This is a genomic window from candidate division KSB1 bacterium, from assembly GCA_034506395.1.
Classification (GTDB): Bacteria; Zhuqueibacterota; Zhuqueibacteria; order Thermofontimicrobiales; family Thermofontimicrobiaceae; genus Thermofontimicrobium.
Map to the genome: position 1 here is coordinate 73,435 of JAPDPQ010000021.1, position 22,797 is coordinate 96,231.

15 protein-coding genes are annotated in these 22,797 nt (G+C 47.3%); 14 read left to right on the forward strand and 1 reads right to left on the reverse strand.

Features of this window, described 5'->3' with window-relative positions; all coding sequences use genetic code 11:
* Positions 1–150: 150 nt before the first annotated feature.
* Entirely contained in the window at positions 151–1,263 is a 1,113-nt protein-coding gene (locus tag ONB37_13765; protein MDZ7401223.1) for an aminotransferase class I/II-fold pyridoxal phosphate-dependent enzyme, read from the reverse strand.
* Positions 1,264–1,489: 226 nt separating this feature from the next.
* Here ONB37_13765 and larA point away from each other — a divergent pair, with 226 nt between their 5' ends.
* The 14 genes from larA to ONB37_13835 all read left to right on the forward strand — a co-directional run.
* Positions 1,490–2,767: a nickel-dependent lactate racemase gene (larA, locus tag ONB37_13770; GenBank protein MDZ7401224.1), complete on the forward strand. Its 1,278-nt coding sequence runs from the start codon at positions 1,490–1,492 to the stop codon at positions 2,765–2,767.
* A gap of 28 nt (positions 2,768–2,795) precedes the next feature.
* Positions 2,796–3,806, forward strand: a complete 1,011-nt coding sequence (locus ONB37_13775) for an asparaginase (GenBank protein ID MDZ7401225.1) — start codon at positions 2,796–2,798, stop codon at positions 3,804–3,806.
* 12 nt (positions 3,807–3,818) lie between these two features.
* Entirely contained in the window at positions 3,819–6,404 is a 2,586-nt protein-coding gene (locus ONB37_13780; protein ID MDZ7401226.1) for a SpoIIE family protein phosphatase, read from the forward strand.
* A gap of 84 nt (positions 6,405–6,488) precedes the next feature.
* Positions 6,489–6,716, forward strand: a complete 228-nt coding sequence (locus ONB37_13785) for a MoaD/ThiS family protein (protein ID MDZ7401227.1) — start codon at positions 6,489–6,491, stop codon at positions 6,714–6,716.
* Positions 6,717–6,979: 263 nt separating this feature from the next.
* Positions 6,980–8,773, forward strand: coding sequence for an aldehyde ferredoxin oxidoreductase family protein (locus ONB37_13790; protein MDZ7401228.1), 1,794 nt, complete (start codon positions 6,980–6,982; stop codon positions 8,771–8,773).
* A complete protein-coding gene (locus ONB37_13795; protein ID MDZ7401229.1) occupies positions 8,766–9,380 on the forward strand; it encodes an aldolase in 615 nt (204 codons plus the stop codon). The genes ONB37_13790 and ONB37_13795 overlap by 8 nt, the downstream gene beginning before the upstream one ends.
* A gap of 257 nt (positions 9,381–9,637) precedes the next feature.
* The gene (guaA, locus tag ONB37_13800; GenBank protein ID MDZ7401230.1) at positions 9,638–11,185 is read left to right on the forward strand and encodes a glutamine-hydrolyzing GMP synthase; all 1,548 of its coding nucleotides are present in this window, start codon (positions 9,638–9,640) and stop codon (positions 11,183–11,185) included.
* Between the two features lie 117 nt (positions 11,186–11,302).
* Positions 11,303–13,135, forward strand: a complete 1,833-nt coding sequence (glmS, locus tag ONB37_13805; protein MDZ7401231.1) for a glutamine--fructose-6-phosphate transaminase (isomerizing) — start codon at positions 11,303–11,305, stop codon at positions 13,133–13,135.
* Positions 13,136–13,144: 9 nt separating this feature from the next.
* A complete protein-coding gene (locus ONB37_13810) occupies positions 13,145–14,974 on the forward strand; it encodes an ABC transporter substrate-binding protein (protein ID MDZ7401232.1) in 1,830 nt (609 codons plus the stop codon).
* A 34-nt stretch (positions 14,975–15,008) separates the two neighbouring features.
* Positions 15,009–16,769, forward strand: coding sequence for a signal peptide peptidase SppA (gene sppA / locus ONB37_13815; protein MDZ7401233.1), 1,761 nt, complete (start codon positions 15,009–15,011; stop codon positions 16,767–16,769).
* A gap of 240 nt (positions 16,770–17,009) precedes the next feature.
* Positions 17,010–19,064: a beta-galactosidase gene (locus ONB37_13820; protein MDZ7401234.1), complete on the forward strand. Its 2,055-nt coding sequence runs from the start codon at positions 17,010–17,012 to the stop codon at positions 19,062–19,064.
* Between the two features lie 64 nt (positions 19,065–19,128).
* Complete coding sequence (locus ONB37_13825; GenBank protein ID MDZ7401235.1) at positions 19,129–19,533, forward strand: acyl-CoA thioesterase; 405 nt, start codon at positions 19,129–19,131, stop codon at positions 19,531–19,533.
* A 265-nt stretch (positions 19,534–19,798) separates the two neighbouring features.
* On the forward strand, positions 19,799–21,106 hold the full coding sequence (locus tag ONB37_13830) for a T9SS type A sorting domain-containing protein (protein ID MDZ7401236.1): 1,308 nt from the start codon (positions 19,799–19,801) through the stop codon (positions 21,104–21,106).
* Between the two features lie 21 nt (positions 21,107–21,127).
* A partial coding sequence (locus ONB37_13835; protein ID MDZ7401237.1) for a hypothetical protein occupies positions 21,128–22,797 on the forward strand: 1,670 nt, incomplete at its 3' end.

The window sequence follows — 22,797 nt, forward strand, 5'->3', positions numbered from 1 at the left end:
TTTTGAGTGAAGAGATATCAGGGAGTAGCTGCAAAGCTATTCCCTTTTTTTATTGGTTGTGATGGACGATAATGAGCGAAGCATGAATTGAAGTTATTTCGTCTCGAATTAATTTCTAAACTGAAAACGATAAAACGAGAGCGTCGCAGGCTAAATCTTTGAAAGGAACTTGCTGATGCGATCAAGGGCGTTTGATAAATAGTCCGCTGGGCTGCCGAAGCCAAACCTGAGATGATTTTCCATAAGAAAATGTTCGCCGGGGACCACCAAAACGCTATGCTGCTGTCTCAGTCGTGTCACCAGTTCGACCGATTTAATATCAATAGCGTATTTGACCAAAGCGATTGCGCCAGCAAGCGGAGGAATCCATTCAAAAATGTCTGCGTAGCTCTTCAGCCAATGCTCCAGAACGGCGTAGTTATGGTTAATGATATTTCTCGTCCGTTCTAAAATACGTTCCCGATTCGGTGAGCTGAGGGCCACGGTTGCCAGAAAATCGCTGATTGGATTGGCGCATATGGTGGTGTAGTCATGATAGGACCAAATCTTTTCGATTAATTGGGCGGGACCAACGATCCAACCAATGCGCAGGCCAGGCAAACCGTATGCTTTTGAGAGACCAGCGACGGCCAGAACTTTATCTGATCTACCCCAAAAGCTGGGTGTTAACTGATAATCTCGCTCGGCTCCACGATAAACTTCATCAGCCAAAATCCAGGCATCGGTTTTTCGTGCCAGTTCGCAGATGCGCATAATTTCATTTTGATTAAGCTGCGCCCCAGTGGGATTGTTCGGATTGCATATAGCGATCAACTTGGTTTTGGGAGTTATCGCTTGGTCCAATTCATCCCAGTCGATTTGCCAGCGGCCGTCCTTGGGCATGAGATGAAAAACTTTTACCCTTGAACCGAATGATCGAGCCAGTCCCCAAAGCTGCATATAATTAGGCAACATCAAAGCAACCTCATCGCCAGGCTGTAATAATGCCCAACTAATGAGAAAATTGGCTTCAGCACTGCCCGATGTGACGAGCACGTTCGCCGCTGTGGCTCCCGAATAGAGCTTTGCGATGGTGGTTCGCAGCGCTTCGCTCCCATTGGTCTGATTATAGCCCAATGCAATCGTTGATATTTGCTCAAATTCAGAAGCGTGAAGAAGCTCCTTCAAATTGAGCGGATGAACTCCGCTTTCAGAGAGATTGTAATCGACGACATTTTCCCAGAGCGACTGAAAGCGCTCCATGGCGAACAATTCAATATCCATTTTCCCTCGTGGTTTAGAAATAAACATGCCTATGGGGTATAGAGCGGGATTGATAATGCAAGTATAAGAAGAAAGTGCTCAAATGTCAAGCGAAATTTTTGCTGCATAAAAAGCTTGAAATTCTGGTTTGGATTTAGTACATTTTGAGCAATTCTGACTGAACTGTCATAGCAAAATAATTACTTGATTCAGTCAACTGATTGCTTCAGAACTTCGAAGGATTGGAATGAGGGTAAAGATCGATTACGGAAAAGATGGGCTCTGGATTGATGTCCCGGACGAAAATTTGGTCAAGATATTGAAGATGAAGCCCAGTCGGCCAATTCTGACGCCGACGACTCATATCGCGCAAGCGCTGGCAGCGCCGATTGGCTCACCCCCACTGGCGCAACTTGCCCAAGGCAAAAAGACGGCCTGCATTGTGATCTGCGATATCACTCGGCCAGTGCCCAATAAAATTTTGTTGCCGCCCCTTTTGAATACTTTGGAACAGAATGGCATCGGCCGGGATCGTATTACTATATTGATTGCCACGGGAATTCATCGGCCGAATTTGGGGGATGAATTGATTCAATTGGTGGGACCAGAAATTGCTTCTAATTATCGGATCGTTAATCATTACGCCCGGCGAAACGAGACGCATAGTTATCTTGGGAAGACCTCCCGCGGGACAGACGTGTTGGTGGATAGTAGTTACGTGAACGCTGAATTGAAGATCACCACTGGTTTCATTGAGCCGCATCTCATGGCTGGATTCTCTGGTGGCCGAAAATTGATTTGTCCCGGCATCAGTAGCCTCGATACGGTCAAAGTCATGCACAGTCCCAAGATACTGGAGCATCCCAATGCTCGTGAAGGGGTAATTGACGGTAACCCGTTTCATGAGGAATCTCTGGAAATCGCCAAAATGGCCGGGGTTGATTTTATCGTCAACGTGGCGCTCAATGAGGATAAACAGATTATCGGTATTTTTGCTGGTGATTTGGAAAAGGCGCACCAACGAGGTGTGGAATTCGTTCGCGAGCAGGTGGGTGATACTGTTGCCGAACCCGTCGATATTGTGATTACCACCTCTGCTGGCTATCCGCTCGATGCCACCTTTTACCAGTCCATCAAAGGATTGACAGCGGCGTTGCCGATCGTGAAAAAAGGGGGGACCATCATCCTGGCGGCGGAATGTCGCGAGGGATTGGGCAGCCCTGAGTTCAGCAAATTGCTCAGGGAAACCGAGGATGTCGAAGTTTTCATGCACAACATCCTGAAGGATGATTATTTTGTTGTAGATCAATGGCAGTTTGAGGAATATGCCAAGGTACTCCGTAAAGCTGAGGTATACTTGTTCAGCGCGGGGATCTCTGCTGAAGATAAGACCAAAATTTTTGCCACCCCGATTTCATCAGTTGAAGAGGGAGTAAAAATGGCGCTGGCGAAACATGGTTCGAGCGCGGCCATTGCTGTGATTCCAAAGGGACCGTATATCTTGGCAAATTGCGCTTCAATTTGAATAGATACTATCCATGGGCCAAACTGACATGATGCCCAAGATTCTGATTTTGTTTTGCGGCGGCACTCTGGTAATGGAAGAAGATGAGGATGGAACGCTCATCGTGCCGCCCAAGGAACGGGCAATCGAAAATCTGTTGAACATCGAGCCCAAGCTAAACCATGTGGCCGAGTTACAAGTCGCTTATATCGATAATATCGATAGCACTAACATCAACCCTGACCACTGGGATCTCATGGCAGAAGTCATCGCCACCAATTATGACCAGTTCGATGGCTTTGTGATCACTCACGGCACGGATACCATGGCTTATACAGCCAGCGCGCTCTCTTATATCCTCCAGAATTTGGGCAAGCCTGTGATTCTCACCGGTGCACAGATCCCTGGGGGAAAGATCGAGACAGATGCGCGACGCAATCTGATCAATGCGATTCGGGTCGCCCAAGAGGATATTGCTGGGGTCATGATCGTCTTTGATGAGGAAATTATCTTGGGAAGTCGCGCTTCAAAGGTATCGGAGTCGCGACTGAAGGCGTTCGAAACAATCAATTGGGATGTTTTGGGCGAGATTCGGATCGACATTCGATTTAGTGATGATCGCAAGCGCCGGCATAGTGGCGTGCTAATGGTAAAAAAGGGCTTCGAGCCCAATATCGCTGTGATTACGTTAGTCCCTGGGACGCCAGTGGGCATGGTGAAAAACGTCCTTGCAGGAGGGATTAAAGGGCTGGTGTTGATCGGGTTCGGCACTGGGAATATCGCTTATCCTTACCTGGAGGCGATCAGCATGGCCCGGGACCTCAGGATCCCTGTCGTTGTGACAACCCAATGCCGAGAGGGAGCAACGATGATGCATCTGTACGATGTCGGCCGACAAGCCTTGAAATTGGGTGCTATTGAGGCCTATGACATGAGCCTGGAGAGCATCGTGACGAAATTGATGTGGGCGTTGAAGCACGCTGAAAATTATGATCAGATCAAAACCATTATGCATACCAACTTCACTGGCGAGATCAACAAAGAGCGGAAAATTTTTTAGGATGAGGAGAAATTGGCAGAGAAGCATATCAGCCTCGTCACTCGGCTGCGGGAGTTCACTGCCCGATTGACACGACAACAATTGCTCTCCCGAACGACCCAGCTCAACTGGTGGGGATGGTTGTTGAGCCTGTTCGGCTTGACCTTAGCCTATTCGTTTTCCTGGTCAGGCTATTGGAGCTTTTTCTTATTGATTCATCTGGTGTTCCTGATCGGATTCGTCATTCATATTGATAGGAATTTTCGCCCGCCCATCGAGGCTCTGCTGCTGGTACTTTATTTATTCACATTGTTCTCGCGGTTGCTGATTAACGCCACAGTCTCCGTCGATCCTTCCCTGCAAGAAAAAAACGTCTGGTTGGCGCTGCTCATCCTGCTGACCAGCCTGATGGCCCTGAACTTCAGTTTGATCATCGTACACAACCGACACGGCAAAAAAGCAATCCTCCTGACGCTAACGGCGCTCGGCCTGCTCGGATATGTCGCTCTGTCCAGCGACAATGATTATGCAAAGTTTTTCTTTTATGCCCTGACCCTTATCACTTTGCTACAAAATACCCGGTGGCTGGAAGAGCTCAGCAAGTTGGAATGCTGGATCTATCTGCTGTTATTGTTCTTCTTCTATCGAACAATAGCAGGATTAAATCCCTTTTCGGATATAGATAGCAAAACGCTAGCTGGGACCAATGGTTGGTATCTGATCAGTGCCGTTCTGTTCCAATTTAATAAGTTTTATCTGCTGGCGATGCTGATTAAAATCCCCGTGGTCCTCATCTATAATCACGCCAGTCTGTCTCGTAAATTGAAAATATCCGGGCTGTTTCAATCTACTTTTCCGCAGCTCATTCAATTCGTTCTACTGACCATCATCTTCTATTCATTTCTATCTGGCTGGCAAGCCGAAAATTTGCGCCGCACAATTCAGGATCAACTGGAGAAGTTCGAGCATGGGGCGCCAGCGCCAGGTGTTGAATGGTACAAGATCGATCTGGAACAGCTTAGTGAATTTAGCAAGGTGGTGGATTATGAGCCGACCGTTGCTTTTGAACAATTGAGAGGGATTGGCGTGATCGAAATGCGGCACCGTCCTGGGATCATCCCATTTATCAAGCCAAGAAACGATTTTTTCATCTTTTTAAGGCAATCCAGCAGAGAGCTCTATCTCATCAAAATCGATGAACAATGGTTACGATCCATCACGAAGAATTTACGCTATCTGGCGGGCACTTCGATGAACGCCTATCCGTTGACTCCGAGCAAGTGGAGCTCTTATATCTATCGCGCGGATTTTCTCTGGCAACGGGAGCGACATATCCGCATCTTTCCCCTGGGCGCTTTGCCCATCAAATCAGATTCTGGCGTTTCGATCCAATTGGATTATCCCTATTCTACGCCTGAAAAAATTCTGAACAAATTTGAATTCCTGTTTAAAGATAAATATCAGCTCGTGTTTGGCCGGGTTTATTTGCCATTCTGGCAGGAGGACAAGCCGAGCAATCGCTTTCTAGCTTTCGATATCATCATGAAATTAGAGCCGGTCATTTTATTTTCTGGCCTCCCTCAAATCCTGATGGTATTGCTGGTCATTTATCTGCTGTTCAATAGCTTTGTGGTCCGGCAGGTGGTGAAATTTGGTGAACAAATCAATGAAACGATCATCGAAAAATTTGCTCAACTCCGAGCAGGTATCCAGCAAATTGCCACTGGAAATCTGGATCATAAAATAACTCTCGAGGGCGAGGATGAATTCGTGGAGCTGGCCGATCATTTTAATGAGATGGGTCAGCAATTGAAGAAAAAAATAGCAGAGGCTCGGGAACGCGATTTATTTGAATATGAACTGCAATTAGCGCGTCAGGTACAATTGAGCCTACTGCCTCAGCACTTGCCGCAGATCCCGAATTTTGAGCTTGCAGCTTCGATGCAAACGGCCAATACCGTCGGGGGCGATTTTTATGATATCTTTGCCGTGGACAACCAGCGCTACTTGTTTACGATCGGGGATGTCTCTGGAAAGGGATCTTCAGCAGCGCTCTATATGGCCCAATGTATGAGCTTGGTTCGGTTCTCGCGACAGTTCACCAGTGATCCCAAGCAAATCGCGTCCCGATTGAACAATTATTTTGCCACCACAATCCTTGATCGTCAGATCTTTGTCACTTCCATTATCGGGATTTTAAATCCGGAGGAGAACAAACTTCAATTCACCCGCGCTGGGCATTGTGCGCCGATCATCGTACCCGCAGACCCCAAGCGCTCCGTCCAGTTACTCGAATCACGTGGGCTTGGGATTGGTCTCACCCAAGATGCTCGAATGTTTGAACGGGCGAATATGATCAAAATCGTAACGCTTGCTCCGGGGGATGTTCTGGTTTGTTATACAGATGGGATCATCGAGGCTGCGCGATTATCCGCTCCATCGAGCGAAGCTGAATTTGAACTTTACGGCGAACCGCGATTGCTCCGATTGTTAGAATCGCAGCGCGGCAAGGGCGCTCAGGAAATCTTAAAGGCGATTGAAGCAGATATCGCGGCGTTCTACAACGGCCATCCCCGTGTGGACGATCACACAATCTTGATTTTGAAATGCTGTAAATGAACTGAATCCACTCTAAAATTTGACATCGGATTAAATCATTGCGTAATATCTCAAATCGACATCTTCAAATATTACTGGAGTATTATGAAAATCAAAGCCAAATTATTTGCATCTTTGAGGAAGAAGCTGGGCAAAAGCGAATGCGAATTAGATCTATCTTTGGGAAGCCGAGTTCTGGATGCGATCCGCGAATTGAACCTCTCGGAAAAAGATAGCTATGTGCTTATGCTCAATGGAATCCATTGTCAGATGGATCAGGAATTGACGGATGGGGATGTATTGAGCATCTTTCCTATGATTGCCGGTGGCTGATAATTAAGGCGAATGATGAGAGAACTGGGGAAACACTGGCATATTAATTTCAAGGAAGAATGGAGCATTGGAGGAATGGAATGGTGGAAGCACTGGTGAAAGATTCGATGGCATGAGAAAATCACAACGAGCAGGGTGCGCTTTTGGAAGCCGAAATGTGATGCTTTCGAAAGAGATGGTCCACTCATAGAAGAGTTAATTTTTGCTTTTTGTCTTATAAACGACAAATCAACTGAAATCAAAAAATAAATGGAGACAATTGCATGAACGGATGGATGGGAAAACTATTGCGAGTCAACTTGACGGAGCGATCTGTCACAGAAGAGCCGATCGATGTTGAAGTCTGGAGAAAATTTTTAGGCGGACGAGGCTTTGGTGCATGGGTTTTGTATCACGAGGTCGATCACACAGTTAAGCCGCTCGATCCAGAGAACGTTTTGATCTTTGCCACTGGGCCGCTCACTGGGACCACTGCTGCGACGCCAGGAAGATTCAGCGTAACGACGAAATCTCCATTGACTGGCGCGATCACCGATGCGAATTCCGGCGGCAAGTGGGGCGTTTACTTCAAAAAATGTGGCTATGATGCGTTAATCGTCACTGGCAAAGCGGATACGCCAGTGTATCTCACCATTTTCGACGATCAAATCGAAATAAAAGATGCAAGGCAGGTGTGGGGCAAAGATGTCCACGAGACGACCGACATTTTAGAAGAGACCGAGGGCAAAGGAACCAGCGTATTGTGCATCGGGCCGGCTGGGGAAAATCAGGTGTTGATTGCGGCAATCATGAACGATAAAGATCGGGCGCTGGCGCGGGCTGGTGTCGGTGCAGTGATGGGTTCGAAAAATCTCAAGGCCATCGTTGCTAAGGGCACCAAAAAGATCGAAATCGCTGATCCTGAGCGGATGAAATTTGTCACCTATGAGGCGAATAAGCTGGTTCGTGCCCATCCGATCACATCCAAGGGACTGCCAGAATTCGGTACTGCTGTGTTGGTCAATATTATGAACGAGGCAGGGATATTTCCCACGCGCAACTATCAGGACTCGCAATTCGAGGGGGCGGAGAAGATCTCGGGGGAATCGATCACCGATCAGATCTTGATCAAAAAATCGGGATGCTGGGGGTGCATCATCCAATGTGCTCGCAAGACCCGAACGCGCAACGAGGAAGGGGAGGGCCCTGAGTACGAATCGGATTGGGCGTTGGGTGCCAATTGTGGCATTGATGACCTCGAAGCGATTACTGAAGCAAATTACCTCTGCAATAAATTGGGGCTTGATACTATTTCGACAGGTGGGACCATCGCCTGTGCGATGGAGCTAAATCAGCGGGGCATCGTCGATACCGGTATTCATTTTGGTGAGGCGCACAAATTGAAAGAAATAATTCGAAAGATCGCATATCGCGAGGGCATCGGAGCAGAGCTTGCGCTTGGGTCGAAGCGGTTTGCTGCCAAATATGGCGCAGAGCAATATTCCATGCAAGTGAAAGGGCTGGAGCTGGCGGCTTACGATCCTCGCGGCGCTCAAGGCCAGGGGCTAGCGTACGCTATCTCCAATCGGGGTGGTTGTCATTTGCGCGGCGGATTTGTCATCGGTCCAGAGATCTTGGGGGCTCCGCGCATGATCGACCGATTCGCATCGGTGGGAAAAGCTGGACAGGCAGTCCGGCACATGGACTTGGGAGCGGCCATCGATTCTATGGTGGTGTGTCGTTTCTCCACGTATGCTGCCAATGAGTTTGTCTGGGCAAGATTATTGGAAGCGGTCACCGGCGTGCCATATCGTTCCCAAGAGGTGATGCTCATCGGCGAGCGGATCGTCAATCTCGAAAAGCTCTATAATCTTCGGGAAGGGTTCAGCCGCAAGGACGATACCCTTCCAAAACGGCTGTTGGAGGAACCCATAAAAAGCGGACCAGCCAAAGGCAGAACTGTCAATCTGGAACCGATGCTGGATGAATACTACCAATTCCGCGGTTGGGATCGAAATGGCGTACCCCAGGCAAAAAAGCTCACTGAACTTGGTTTGGAGGGATTGATCAATGGCTAAAGAAAAATATCAGGATATCATCAAAGAATTTCAAAAGATCGGCCGCATGATTTGGGAGAAAGAATTGAACAATTCTCATAGTGGCAATATGAGCATGCGAATCGGCGACCGAATTCTGATCACGCGACGCGGCTCGATGTTGGGATTTCTCACAGAAAACGACATCATCGAGACCGGGCTGGAGCGGAACGACAGCGGCATCTCGCTCACTTCCACCGAGGTCAACGTCCATCGGGCGATCTATAAGGGAACCTCCTGCCTCGCCATCGTTCATACCCATCCATTAACTGCTACCGCATTATCATTGGTGCAAGATGAAATTATCGCCATCGATGTGGAAGGTTCTTACTATCTCCGTAAAGTTCCGGTATTAGAGTTCGAGTTCGGCACTAGTTCCAAAGAGATGGAGGAAGAGCTGCCGAAAGCCTTAAAGAATTATAAAATCGTCATGGTGCGCGGCCATGGTGCTTTTGCCATCGGCGATTTTTTGGAAGAAGCACTGCAATATTCGCACATCTTGGAAAGCATCGCCCGGATCGTTTATATGACCAAAATGTTAGGCGGCGACCTGGCGAAAATCCAAAAAGCGATGTATTCAACGTGGTGATTTGTTGAGGAATCAGAGATCACTCGTCCGCAATTGGCCTTTGGGGTTAGACGAGTCAACTTGGTTTGACCCTTGAGCGAGACTCCAGCGCGTCGAAATTTCTATTGACTATTGGATGAAAATATTTTATATTGACAGCGATTAATTTTTTGCAACTTTAGCCATATGATTTGGGACGAATTCGCTCGGCGCAAGCTTTTTTGGTGCTGATTTGGCAGTTGCAAAAAAATGATCTTTGGTCAGAAAGAAACATCGAGATGACAGATATCCATCAAGAATTGATTTTGATCCTTGATTTTGGCTCTCAATATACGCAACTCATCGCCAGGCGTGTGCGGGAGCAAGGCGTATACTCCGAAATCAAGCCCTACAATTATCCCGTAGACGCTATCGCATCGTTACGTCCGAAAGGAATCATACTCTCTGGAGGGCCAGCCTCGGTTTATCAGCCGCTGGCGCCATTGGTTGATCGACAGATTTTCGAGCTTAGCATCCCGATTCTGGGAATATGCTATGGCTTACAGTTGATTTGCCATTTGCTTGGCGGCGAAGTCGCACCAGCGGATCATCGGGAGTATGGTGATGCCCTGTTGCGAATCAAGACGAGTGATCCGCTGGTAGTAGATTTGCCTTCCCAATCTCGGGTCTGGATGAGCCATGGCGATCGAGTGGTACGCTTGCCGGAACGATTTTGGGTTTTGGGTAGCACTGCCAATTCGCCCTATGCGATCATTCGGCATCGAGACCAACCTATCTATGGCTTGCAGTTCCATCCAGAGGTTGCGCATACTGAACAGGGCAATCAAATCCTAAGAAATTTTTTGTATCGCGTGGCAGCTTGTCACGGTCTATGGACACCAAAATCGTTTATTAATGAATCCATCGAGCACATTCGACAGCAGGTGGGGGACCAGCGGGCAATCTGCGCCCTGTCTGGCGGCGTCGATTCTTCGGTGGCCGCGGTGCTGGTCCATCGAGCGATCGGCGATCGACTCACCTGTGTGTTCGTAAACAACGGCCTCCTGCGACGCGGAGAAGCTGATCAGGTTCAGGACACGTTCGAAAGGCAATTGGGTTTGAATTTTCGCTATGTGGATGCGAGCCATCGCTTTTTGGATCGGCTGAAAGGGGTGATCGATCCCGAGCAGAAGCGGAAGATCATCGGAGAGGAATTCATTCGGACTTTTGAAAAAGTGGCGACGGAACTCGGCGACGTGACATATCTGGTTCAAGGGACGCTTTATCCCGATGTGATCGAGAGCGTTTCGACGCGGGGGCCTTCGGCTGTGATCAAGACGCATCATAATGTCGGTGGACTCCCCGAAAAGATGAATCTGAAATTGATCGAGCCGTTGCGCGAACTGTTTAAGGATGAGGTTCGGCAGGTCGGGCGTGAGCTGGGGCTATCACCCGAGTTGGTCGGCCGCCATCCGTTTCCGGGACCGGGTTTGGCGGTGCGCATTCTGGGTGAGGTGACCAGCGAGCGGCTTGAAATCTTGCGCCATGCTGATCAGATTTTTATCCACGAACTCCGAAAGTTTGGCTGGTACGATCAAGTCTGGCAGGCGTTCGCCGTGTTGCTCCCAGTTCAGTCCGTGGGCGTGATGGGCGATGAGCGGACCTATGAAGATGTGATTGCGTTGCGCGCCGTCACCAGCGAAGACGCGATGACCGCCGATTGGGCCAGGCTTCCCAGCGAACTATTGGCTACCGTTGCCAACCGAATTATCAATGAGGTGCAGGGAGTGAATCGGGTGGTTTATGACATCAGCTCCAAGCCACCCAGCACTATCGAGTGGGAATAGGTCGCTTAAAAACTGTGCATGAAGATCGATGAAACTGAAGCTCTGAGGCAGTAGAAGGCTAACGATTAATGGATTGGCGACAAATCGCCTGTTCAAAATAAAGGAAAGGGCGCTTGCATGTGCGGAATTGTGGGTTACATTGGGCCGAAACCAGCAGCACCGATCTTATTAGAAGGATTAAAACGATTGGAATATCGGGGCTATGATTCGGCTGGAATTTCCACCATAGCGACTGGGAAGCTGTTGATTCATAAGCGGAGCGGCAAGATCGCGGAATTGGAGGCCGAGCTGCAAAAGAGAGAATTGCCTGGCACCGTGGGAATTGGCCATACGCGCTGGGCTACCCACGGCGAACCGAGCTGGATCAATGCCCATCCGCACGATGATTGCACGGGAAAGATCGCTATAATCCACAATGGGATTATCGAAAACTATGCTGCTTTGAAAGCGGATTTACAAGCCCGAGGTCATCATTTCAAAACGCAGACCGATACCGAAGTATTGGTCCATTTAATCGAGCAATTCTACCAGGCTAATGGCGGATTAGAGGCTGCGGTCCGAGAGGCGCTATTGTTGATCAAAGGGACTTATGGGATAGCTGTGATCTGCAGTGATGAGCCGGATATGCTCATTACCGCACGAAATGGCAGCCCTATTGTGCTTGGCATTGGCGATCGAGAATACCTGATCGCTTCCGATGTTGCGGCGATCGCCGGACATACCTGCAACGTGACGTATCTCGATGATAACGAGATGGCAATTGTGCGGCGTGAGAGCTTGGTGATCAAAACCATCGATGATCGTCCAGTCCAGAAGCGGATCGAGCAGATCCCTTACAATCTTGAACAGATCGAGAAGGGCGGCTATCCCCATTTTATGTTGAAAGAGATCATGGAACAGCCGCAGACGATTTTCGATTCTATGCGTGGCCGATTGTTAGAAGAGGAAGGGACAGCGCGCTTGGGCGGAATTCAACATGAGGTGGAATCATTATTGTACGCTCGACGCATTCTCATTACGGCCTGCGGTACTTCCTGGCATGCCGCCTTGATTGGGGAATACATGATCGAGGAGCTGGTGCGCATCCCGGTTGAGGTGGAATACGCATCGGAATTTCGTTATCGAGACCCCATCCTGGATCGAGATACCGTGGTGATCGTTATCAGTCAATCTGGTGAAACTGCGGACACCCTGGCGGCGGTTCGCGAGGCGAAGCGGAAACGCGCCAAGGTGTTTGGCATCTGCAACGTGGTCGGTTCCAGCATTGCCCGAGAGACCGATGCGGGCATTTATCTTCATGCTGGACCGGAGATCGGAGTTGCCTCCACCAAAGCATTTACTTCTCAGGTGACAGTGCTGGCGCTGCTCACATTGTTGTTGGGTCGGATGACCTCCATGTCGGCCAGTCGCGGCCGTGAGATCGTTCAGGAATTGAAATGCTTGCCCCAGAAGGTGAGCAAAATATTGAAATCGCATCAGGACATTGCCGCCATTGCCGATCAATATGCGGATAAGCAAAACTTTCTGTATCTGGGACGCGGCTATAATTTTCCTGTGGCGTTGGAGGGCGCGTTGAAATTGAAAGAGATCTCATATATTCATGCCGAAGGATATCCTGCGGCAGAAATGAAGCATGGCCCCATCGCATTAATCGATGAAAATATGCCAGTGGTGTTCATCGCCACACGCGATTCGACTTATGATAAGATCATCACCAATATCGAGGAAGTTCGCGCACGCAAAGGCAGGGTGATCGCAATCGCTAGCGAAGATGATGTCTTCATCAGAAGCAAAGTTGATCATGTGATCTATATTCCACCCACATTGGAATTTTTAGCTCCGATACTTACCATTATTCCACTCCAATTGTTGGCCTATTTTATTGCGGTGCGACGAGGATGTGATGTAGATCGGCCAAGAAATCTGGCAAAAAGTGTGACTGTTGAATGAGGGAAGGATATGAGAATTTTAAGAATAATCATTTGCCCTTTGCTCTTATTGTTTTTGTCACAAGCTATGATCTCTCATTCGTTTCTCATGGCGCAAACCATTCGCGTCGATGGTGCTCGGTATGTGCCAGAGGTAGAAATAACCTTCAGTGAGGGGGTGAATGAGTATCGCAATCAGAACTACCCGCGCGCCACTGATATCTTTGAATCTCTGTTGTATCGAACGCCATTGCATCAGCGCATCACCGCTACCTATTTGATGCTGGGAAAGAGCTATTATAAGATGGGCTTATATAAAAAATCTGTCTCGGTCCTCAATGAATTGATCGAAAAATATCCTCAGAGCAACTATTTGGATGATGCCTATTACACCCTGGGTTTTAACTACTATGCCCAGGCCGATTATCTCAATTCGCTAAAGGCGTTTCTATGGGTTGCGGATTTTGGGAAGGCAAAGAAGCTGGTTGAGAAAAGTCGTAACAATGCGTTGAAGATCATTGATTCTAACATTGCGTTTACAGAACTGCAGAGCTTGAAGGATCAAATCACCAGCCCGATCGCTTCTGCGATTGTGACGATTAAATTATCGCAGCGCTACTTGGAGCAAGGCAATCGGGACCAGGCGATCTCTTTGCTTCAAAATTTCGTCCAAAAATTTCCAGACAACCCATATTTGGCCAACGTGAAGCAACTGCTGACCAAAACCAATTTGTCAGCTCCGTCGGCCGACGTTGTCATTGGCGTGATCCTGCCATTGTCTGGCACCTATAGTCAACAAGCCCGATCTTTGCTGACCGGCATGCAATATGTTCAGAAAAAATTCAATGACACATCGCAAGTAAAGATCAGGTTGGTGGTGAAAGATTCGGAAGGCGATATCGTGAAGGCGGTGAAAGCAGCGCAGGAGTTAGCCCGTGACAACCAGATAGCGGCAATTATCGGCGAACTGGAGTTAGAGAAAACCGTTGCCGTGGCCGCCGTGCTCGATGGATTTAATATCCCGTTGATTGTCCCAGCGACATCTGGCAATGGGATTGCCTCCATCAATAATTACATTTTTCAACTTAATTCCGACCTTGAGACGCGCGGCAAACAAATAGCCCGATATGCAATGCAGCAATTAGGCCTAAAGACCTTTGCCACGTTAGCGCCAGCCGATAGCTATGGCAAGGATATGACTGATAGTTTTACCGCCACGGTAGACCAATTGGGCGGGAAAATTGTCGCTCAAAAATGGTATTATGCCGATGCCCAGGACCTCAGTCGTCAATTTAAAAGCATCCGCGATCTGGGCTTTCAGCTCAGTAACAAAGACTCTTTGGTCCGATACTTTAGCAGGGAACTCGATGATTTTCGGATGGAAAAGGTTCCAGTCACAGGTATTGATGGTGTGTTTTTCCCTTGCTACACCGAAGAGATCCAATATCTTGCTCCGCAGTTCGCCTATGCCAATCTGCGAGCAAAAATTTTCGGTGGGGAATATTGGTACGACCTCGAGAAACTCCGAGCCAATCAGAACTATGTGGATGGCATTGTCTTTTGTAGCAGCTATTATGTGGACGAAACCAGCGTGGATTTTATCAAGTTTCGAAATGATTTTCGGATCGTCACCAAACGAACGCCGGAAATTATGGAGTTATACGGCTGTGATGCCCTCAGTGTTCTTGCTCACGCTATTGGCCACCGCAAACAGAATCGGCAAGAGATCCGCGATTTCTTAGATGAATTGGATAAATTTCCTGGCATCAAAGGCCCAATTACGTTCAAGGGCAACGGCCGCGTCAATTCAGAGGTGCGAATCCTGACTTTTAAGAACGGTCGCATCGAGTTGCTGCGCTAAGCCACACCTCAATGACCATGCATTTGTGAGGAAAATGATGAAACCAATTCATGTTATTCTTTATACCTTGCTCACCTTAATCGTCGTAAAACTTCTGGGCATACTATTACTGATCTTTATCATTATCAGTTTTTCGGATACGACTCCGACGGTTGAGAATAACTCCACGCTGGTCATTCAACTTTCTGGCCAGATCCCCGAGTTCGTCCCCAAGTCTGGTCTTCCGATCAAACTGGGGCCAAGCACTTCACTAAAGGCCATCTGTGATAATATCGAAAAAGCCCGCGTCGATCAAAGGATTAAAGGGATCCTGTTGCGCATCAACCGCACCACGCTCGGTTGGGCCAAGATTGATGAGCTCAAAGGGCTTCTGGCGAATTTCAAAAATTCCGGAAAATATATTATCGCTTATCTGGGGTCCTATGTGTCCGAGAGCGACTATTATCTGGCATTGTCAGCCGACAGTATTTTTGTCGCTCCTGGCGGATTTATGGAGATGAATGGCCTGGTGATTGAAACCATTCACTTGCCTGGATTATTAGAGAAGCTCGGGATCACGGTGGATTATTTCGCTTACGGCAAATATAAATCGCGTTCCGGCGAAGAATTGGGACGGAAAAAACATAGCGCTCCGGTGCTGGAAATGCTCAATGATCTGTTGGATTGGCAATACGCCCATTTAGTGAGGGCCATTGCCAATCGATTGAATATTTCCGAGGCCCAGGTCAAGGCAGTACTCGATCAAGGTTATTTTTCGCCTGAAAAATTTAAGCAGCTCGGCTGGGTCGACGGAATTTTGTACGAGGATCAATTATTTGATCGACTCAAAGCATTAAATGGAACGGCGACAAAAGATAAATTGAATCAGATTTCCTCAGCAACCTATGATCGCATCTCTTCAGAATCATTGGGTTTGAACAAGGGGCGGGATCAAATCGCCCTGATCTATTCGCAAGGCATCATCCAAGAGGGCGACGATCAAATTGATCCATTAAGTTTCGAGTTCTCCGCCGGAACTGATCCGATCATTCGCGCCCTGAGGAAGGCGGCCAAATCCCGTTCCGTCAAGGCTATCGTATTCCGCGTGGATTCGCCGGGCGGCAGTGGTTTGGGCTGTGATCTGGTCTGGCGCGAAATTCTAAAGGCGAAAGAGAAAAAGCCAGTCATCGTCTCTATGTCGGATTATGCCGCTTCTGGTGGCTATTGGGTTTCCATGGGCGCCACTGCCATTGTCGCCCAGCCTTCGACATTGACCGGTTCGATCGGGATCTGGTCGGTGTTTCCCAACGTGAGCGGCCTATACGATAAGCTGGGTCTGGTACCAGAGACGATCAAGCGCGGAGAACACGCCGATATGTTCCTGGGGGTAAAAAAACTGAGTGATTATGAGAAAAAACTATTAAGTGATCGGTTGCTGGAGACCTATCGGGATTTCGTTGCCAAGGCTGCCAGTTCCCGGGGCAAATCGTATGACGAACTGGAACCTTATGCTCAGGGCCGCTCGTGGATGGGCGAGCAGGCGCAGAAATTGGGCCTGATCGATGAACTTGGCGGTCTGGATCGCGCCATTCAACTCGCCAAACAAAAGGCCGGCATCGACACCACCGCGCCGGTCAAAATTGTCGTATTTACTACGATGAAAGGCTGGATCGAAAAACTGATCTCCAATCCGATGCTCCGTTGGATTGTGGCGAGCCCTCGGATGGAGAGTTTGTGGAAGCATTGGCAAGATGTCCTGACGCACCAACAAGTGCTGCTTTGGCCTTTGATGCCGTATCGCATTCGCATTTACTGATCGGCTCTTGGGAAAAATAGCTGCTGATTCATCTGTTCCAGATCGAATCTGATCCAGTATTTCAGCTCTCACATCAGAAAAAAGACGATGCAATGAACTGATCCTGTCCGTGAGCCAGTGATGAGATTTCTCGATCTGTGGTTTCTAACATATGCGCATTTTCAATTAACTGGATTGCTTCGATTTAAAAGTGTTGAAAGATTTTCCCAATTTTAAATCCAACTTTGAGACAACACTCAAATGAAAGACGACCTCCTTCGATCCCATCAGTTCAGTGTTGACGGAGAAGCCCTTTCCCTTCTCAGCGGCGAAGTCCATTATTGGCGGCTGCAACCCTATTATTGGGAGAAAATTTTGCAACGGGTCCGCGAAATGGGCCTTCAGATCATCGCCAGTTATGTGTGTTGGGAATTTCATGAATATGAGCCTGGGAAACTGGATTTTGTTGGCGAAACCATTCCCGAGCGAGATTTGGTTGGATTTTTAAAGCTCTGCCAATCAATGAATTTCAAGGTGATCATTCGGCCGGGACCCTATATCTATTCGGAATGGCCGCAGGCTGGCATCCCAGCTCGGCTGGCCCGCTACCATCGCCTTCACCCAGTTTTTCTCAAAGAATGCGAGCATTACATTCAGCACGTTACAGAGACCTTGAAGCCCTGGTTTTCTACCAAAGGCGGGCCGATCATTTTGCTTCAAGCCGATAACGAGATCGACTCGTTCGCGTACTTTCACGGCGAGCAACTGGGCTTATATGGCGGTGACGGGCTATTTCAGGAATTTCTAAAGGAAAAATACAAAAATAGTGACCAACTGAACCGCATCTGGCAAACTCGATTCAGCGAGTTTTCCGAAACCGCGGGAACAATAAAGCTCAAAGATCAAATTCCTGGTAGCAAGGCTCGCGCCTTAGATTTCTTTCAGTTCCAACATTGGTGCGCTAAAAAGATCGCCAGATGGGTAGTCAACGCCTATCGCGCTGCGGGTGTTGACATCCCAATCTATCTCAATACCGTGCATCATTGCTACAGCCAAAATTTGAGGGAAATGGCCGAGGAATTCGGGCTGGTCGGCATCGATCTCTATCCTTCCAACGAATTTCATGCTTCTGAGGATGAACATTTAAAATTCTTGAGAAACGTCTGTTATGCCAGCGCCGTTACCAAGCTTCCCTATATTCCTGAGTTCCAATGCGGCATCTGGCATGGCTATCATTATCACACCAAAAATTTGACCGCGAATCATTATCGGATGTCTTGCTTGACTGCATTAATGGCCGGCATCATTGGCTGGAACTGGTACATGCTGGTGGAACGGGACAATTGGTATTATTCGCCCATCAATTCGCGGGGGTTTATCCGACCCGAGCTTTTCGAACCGATGACGAAAATCGTAGAAGTTTTTCATCGCCTTAATCCCGCAAAATTGACCCGGCTGACCAATACTGCGATCACTGAAGACGAGTATCATTTTTGGGCAGAGGGCATCGGCCACCAAAATCCAATGGCGAAAGCGGTTTATGACTCGGGCATCCCATTCAGCAGTTTCGATCTGAAAAAGGGTGATCCCAAATGCCAATTGCTATTTTATGCTGGACCTGACTGGTTGCCCCGAACGAATCATCATCGGCTGCGGCAGTTTATCGAAGAAGGGGGCACGCTGGTATGCTGCAATACATTTCCGCAATTGGATGAGACTTTTCAAGCATACGCGGCCCTTCCCTTCGTTGCGCCCGAGGGCTCGACCTTCGCTAAAAATTTTGATTTGAAATTGGGCACAATTAAGATTCAAATCAAGGACTCGCTTTCGATCTTTCGACAGGTGCCAGGCGAACCGTTTTATGCGGCCCAATCGGAGCGGCAGGTGGATAATATTTACGCTGAAGAGAATGGACTCTTGGATGATCATGAGGCGGGCAGAAAATTTACCATTGGATACCAGCTTCCCATTGGCAAGGGCAAGCTTGTATACCTGGGCGTTACTCCAACCCCCAAGATTGTTAAGGCAATTCATCAAATGATGTCTACTGCAATCCATTGCCAGACAAATACCCCAAATGCATTAGTGACTTTGTTTCAAAAAGATGAACGGAAATTTTATGTGATTGTTATCAACCTCGGCACGGAGACGAGGGATGTGCAAGTTCTACTGACACCAGCGATTTTCGCCAATTCAACTTGGGATTGCAGTGATCTGTTCGCTGATAAAAAGATGAAGTTGGCATTTTCTGAAATACCAGTTTTCTCTGTGTTGGTCGCTCGCAAAGATGGGACTGTTCTCGAGCTAAATCACTGATGCCACTCGCTCTTGAATGGAGGAGGCCACTAGCCTAGCTAAATTTGACCTCTAAGGAGCCTATATGAAAAAATTCACCCAATCGCTCAAGGTCCGTTCTTACGAATTAGATGCCCAGGGGCATGTGAATTACGCCGTCTATTTGAACTATCTGGAATATGCACGAGTATGTGCGTTGGAGCAAGCGGGTTTGCGCTTTGATGATTATATTAAGCGGGGGATTTACATCGTCATCGTCGAAGTAAATATCAGGTACTTGGCGCCAGCCACTTTGGGTGACGAGCTGGAAGTTACCCTCGAAGGGATCAGCCTTGGCCGAACCAGCGCTCGGTTCAAACAAGAGATTTTCAATACCAAAACTGGCAAGCAAATCGTCGAGGCGGAGCTCGCTGGTGTGTTCATCAATAGAGAAGGAAAGCCGATCCCGATCGATGAAAAGTTTAAAAGTGCTTTTTTTGATTCTCTATAAATCCCGCAGCGTTCCTAAACCTCCCAGGTTTAGGAACGCTCAAAACCCACTTGCCTTTTTCGCTTTTTCCTGTTAAATTCATTCTGCAATGGCTCCCTCCCACCATCTGATCGGAACCTGCACTTCGATTAACGCTCTTTCAGCCTGAACCAGAATTGAACACCAGCGCCACATTTGAGCCAGCCATTGCCTGGGGGAGCTTAAGTTCTTTCTATTCTAACAACCCAATGATTTAACTTGTGAACCAACCGAAAGGAGCACTATCATGAACCGATCAATTTGCGCACTGATCACTATTTTTTCACTGATCACTCTGTTTTCACTGATTCCTGCCCACTGGGCCTTCCCCCAGGGCATCTGGAAATATTATACCCGTGCCGATGGGCTGGCAGGAGATTCTGTTTTCTGTATTTCTCAGGATAAGCAGGATAATATGTGGTTTGGTACCTGGGGTGCTGGTTTAAGCAAACTGGATACCAATGGAATCTGGACTAACTATTTTACTGGTAATTATACATTCGCAGTAATATATGACATTGAAGTTGATTCATCCAACAATAAATGGTTTGTTATTTCTCGGAGAGGTGGCCCTCATGGATGTTATGTCGTCAAATTTGATGATAATAAGTTTACTTATTATAAGCCAGCGCCTGAAGGATACCCTGATGTTGCCAATGTGTTAGGTCAGGATTCATTGGGTTACATCTGGTGTGGTGTCTTTCAATCCGGTGGCGCCTATTGGTTTGATGGAAATAGCTGGAATTATTGGTCTGTCCCGGGCCTCTGGGATATTTATAATGGAATTAGTGATATTAAAACAGATCGTTATGGCAAGCTTTATTTTGGTCACTCTAATGGGGTATCGACTAAATATGATTTTTTATTCAATGTGGGGCGTGTTTCTGGTATCGCCTTTGACAAGCAAAACCATTTATGGTTTGGTGTAGTTGATTGGAAATGCGGATTGTGGATGTTTGATGGCGCTACTTTACATCGCTGGACTAAAGATAATGGTTTAATTAATCCACTAAGTCAGGTTACAGCTGTAGCAATCGACTCCAGCAATAATGTCTGGATTGCCAATGGGCCCGACGAATGGGGTGGGCCTTTAGGTGTATCAAAATTTGATGGCACCACTTTTAAACATTTTAATATTGATGATGGATTAGTTAATGGTTTTGTCTATGATGTTTTTGTTGACAATAAAGGAGACATATGGTTCGCAACCGATGGCGGTGTTTCTGTTCTGCATGATACAACGACGAACAGCGTAAGACCGGTAAATCCTCCAGCTCAGCTTTTCTCATTATTTCAAAATTTCCCTAATCCGTTTAATTTGAATACCTGCATTAAATATAATCTAAATTCAGCAGGTAAAATTGAATTATCCATTTATAATTTGTTAGGAAAGGAGGTGAGAACATTAATTAAAAAGTATCAATCGGCTGGAGAATATGAAACTAGTTGGAACGGAACCGACAATTCAGGAAAGGAGGTGAGTAGCGGCATTTATCTTGCCGTATTAACATTTAATGACTCAAAAAAAATAATTAAATTAAGTCTCATCAGGTAAATTTAACCAATGGAGGTTGCCATGTTGTCAATGAGAAACTATTTCAGATTTGCCTTACGGGCATTGATTCTTCAATTGGTCTTAATCCCCTTGCCAATCAATTGCATAATCGCTCAAGCTAATTTCTTTCCGCTGGGGCTTTGGAATTATGACATCTGCGGTCCGGAACATACCGTCGATCAACCAAATGAAATGCTCCGAATTGATGGGCTTCATGGGAATTATTTTACATCCATGTCGTTACGGGCGCAACCAGGCATGATCGATACCTGTAACCGCAGAAATGGAACCATAGTAACCACGTTAACTACGCTCAGCCATGATGACACCACTGGTGGATATTATTATCCAGTGAGAGATTATAATCCTTATGATTATAACTCAATGCTATCGCGCTATATAAGCGATAATCAAGTTGCAAATATCCAAATGGCTTTAATTGATCGTTTTATTAATCGTGTCTACAACCGCTATCAAACCAATCATGCCGGGATCGGTGCGATTCAAGTCGCCCATCAGGGTTATATGGATCAGCAGGATCACTTTGCTTTTATTCGTCATGCCGGCCGTCGCATTCAACAATTATTTGGAGATGATGTGCAATCGACAGTGGTTCACAATATTTTTCAGTGGGATGGCGGTACAACCTTGCAAAATTTCTTCAGCTACATGGGAGATAGCCTGGATGTATATCAACACGAGCAGTATCCGCTGCGAATGTTTAATCAGACTACTCCACCTTACACTCCGGCACCATATATGGGCAATGATTTTCAACAGAAAATCGATACGTTGGTCATGAGCTATCAGCAAACCTGGGAAGCGCTGAAAAATAGCGGTAATAATCATACTAAATTGGAAATCATATTTCAAACATTTGAATGTTATAATGCAACTTATCATGTCTATTGGCGTCGACCAACTCAGGCAGAAATCTGGCTCCAGGCATTCTTAGCTTTATCCAGAAATGCGAAAGGTGTACATTCTTATGTTTATCGTAGCTACCACTGGGGCGGTGCTACTTATGAGACTGGATTGATCGATTCTTTAACAAGGAATCCGAATCAGCCAACCTACAGTTATGTTGCTGACCTATATACCCATCTCGACTCCTTAGGTCCTAGATTATTGCCACTTACCGTTCTTGATGCTTTCACCTGGACCGACACAGCCCATAGCTACATCACCGATATTATCGATGATGTCTATGACGGTGGTCATGGCACCATCGAGATCAGCCTCATGGATCATCCGTCCAACAATTACGATTATTTCCTGCTGGTCAATCGGCGCTGTTCCAGCGATAATAATGGCACACCAGCGCCGCCCCAAACTATTACGGTGCGCACCAATAAATCAGGGCAATACCAAATTCGGGATTTATATTCTGGGGAGTTGTTTGTTACCAGCAATGGCTATTTCCGCAATATCACCATTGGCCCTGGCAGAGGGCGATTATTTGAATTACGTCCCATGTTTGCGGCCAATGAGACCTGGGATACGGATACAGTCAATGTGTCCAGCAGCATCACCGTGCCGTCGGGAAAGACGTTGACAATTGCTCCCAATAGCACGGTGAAATTTTATACTGGTCAGTATCTTCTTGTGCAAGGCAAGTTGGTTGCCAATGGGACTGCCAGCCAGCATATCAAATTTACCGCGGCAGCAGCCAATCCTACCCGTGGAAGCTT

Bases quoted from the DNA above. Each gene is read 5' to 3' on its own strand.
- guaA (MDZ7401230.1), top strand. From the start codon at position 9,638: ATGACAGATATCCATCAAGAATTGATTTTGATCCTTGATTTTGGCTCT.
- ONB37_13810 (MDZ7401232.1), top strand. From the start codon at position 13,145: ATGAGAATTTTAAGAATAATCATTTGCCCTTTGCTCTTATTGTTTTTG.
- ONB37_13820 (MDZ7401234.1), top strand. From the start codon at position 17,010: ATGAAAGACGACCTCCTTCGATCCCATCAGTTCAGTGTTGACGGAGAA.
- ONB37_13795 (MDZ7401229.1), top strand. From the start codon at position 8,766: ATGGCTAAAGAAAAATATCAGGATATCATCAAAGAATTTCAAAAGATC.
- ONB37_13790 (MDZ7401228.1), top strand. From the start codon at position 6,980: ATGAACGGATGGATGGGAAAACTATTGCGAGTCAACTTGACGGAGCGA.
- ONB37_13825 (MDZ7401235.1), top strand. From the start codon at position 19,129: ATGAAAAAATTCACCCAATCGCTCAAGGTCCGTTCTTACGAATTAGAT.
- ONB37_13830 (MDZ7401236.1), top strand. From the start codon at position 19,799: ATGAACCGATCAATTTGCGCACTGATCACTATTTTTTCACTGATCACT.
- ONB37_13765 (MDZ7401223.1), bottom strand. From the start codon at position 1,263: ATGGATATTGAATTGTTCGCCATGGAGCGCTTTCAGTCGCTCTGGGAA.
- ONB37_13775 (MDZ7401225.1), top strand. From the start codon at position 2,796: ATGATGCCCAAGATTCTGATTTTGTTTTGCGGCGGCACTCTGGTAATG.
- ONB37_13785 (MDZ7401227.1), top strand. From the start codon at position 6,489: ATGAAAATCAAAGCCAAATTATTTGCATCTTTGAGGAAGAAGCTGGGC.
- larA (MDZ7401224.1), top strand. From the start codon at position 1,490: ATGAGGGTAAAGATCGATTACGGAAAAGATGGGCTCTGGATTGATGTC.
- sppA (MDZ7401233.1), top strand. From the start codon at position 15,009: ATGATGAAACCAATTCATGTTATTCTTTATACCTTGCTCACCTTAATC.
- glmS (MDZ7401231.1), top strand. From the start codon at position 11,303: ATGTGCGGAATTGTGGGTTACATTGGGCCGAAACCAGCAGCACCGATC.